Here is a 1,202-nt window from a genome sequence, read left to right on the forward strand (position 1 = left end):
ACTGTCCGTCGTCAGAACATTCGGCACAACTCGCGGCGTAGATTAGCGGAGTGCGGACCTCGTCAGGGGGTTGATGTTAGGCGGCGAACTTGCGGTGCTGCAAGCGCCGATGTTCGATGGTCTGTCGCTTGATCCTTTCGCGCAGTTTGATGATTGCCGGAGCCCTGCCGAAGTAGGCGTCGGCAGGCGTCACATTGGCCAGGCTCTCGTGGTATCGCTGGTGATTGTAGTGCTCGACGAAGGCCTCGATGTGGGCTTCGAGGTCGCCGGGCAGGAAGTAGTTTTCCAGCAAAATGCGGTTTTTCAGGGTCTGGTGCCAGCGCTCGATCTTGCCCTGGGTTTGGGGATGACACGGGGCGCCGCGGACATGGCTCATCTTCCGGGCCTCGATGTATTCCGCCAGCTCACCCGCGATGTAGCTGGGGCCATTATCGCTGAGTAGCCGAGGTTTGTGCAGCACCGTGGCGCTGTCGCAACCAGAAGCCGCCAGGGCGAGGTCCAGCGTGTCGGTGACGTCCTCGGCTCGCATGTTGGTGCACAGCTTCCAGGCGATGATGTAGCGCGAGAAGTCGTCGAGCACGGTCGACAGATACATCCAGCCCCACCCGATGATCTTGAAGTAGGTGAAGTCGGTCTGCCACATCTCGTTCGGCCGCGTGGTTTTCGTGTGGAACTGATCGGCAGCCTTGATCACGACATAGGCCGGGCTGGTGATCAGGTCGTGGGCCTTCAACAGGCGGTAAACCGTGGATTCCGACACGAAGTAGCGCTGCCCATCGGTGAAGCGCACGGCCAGTTCCCGGGGGCTCAGCTCAGACTGTTCCAGCGCCAGCTCGATGATCTGGTCGTGGATGCCCGCCGGGATGCGGTTCCACACCCGGCTCGGCGCCGATGGCCGATCTTCCAACGCCTCCGGCCCGCCTTCGAGGTAGCGATCATACCAGCGGTAGAATGTCCGACGAGGGATGCCGAGTTGGTCCAGCGTGCGCTTGGCCGACAGGTGCGACTGCTCGACGGTTCTGATGATCTCGAGCTTCTCGGATGCGGGATATCTCATTCGTCGTTGCCCCCATCCGCGACCATGCTTTTTTTGAGCAGACGGTTTTCCAGTGTCAGATCGGCCACGCATTCCTTCAGGGCCCGGGCTTCGCGGCGCAGGTCCTGGACCTCTCCGGTGGTCGCGGCACGGGCGGTGTCGCCGG

At 61.9% G+C, this 1,202-nt stretch carries 1 pseudogene; it reads right to left on the minus strand.

The annotated features are described in order from the left end of the window. Positions 1 to 76 precede the first annotated feature (76 nt). Positions 77 to 1,202, minus strand: a pseudogene (locus tag CA237_RS19445) (IS3 family transposase); the annotation flags it as partial.

It is taken from the genome of Sphingomonas sp. ABOLH (assembly GCF_003951715.1).
GTDB classification, from domain to species: domain Bacteria; phylum Pseudomonadota; class Alphaproteobacteria; order Sphingomonadales; family Sphingomonadaceae; genus Sphingomonas; species Sphingomonas hankookensis_A.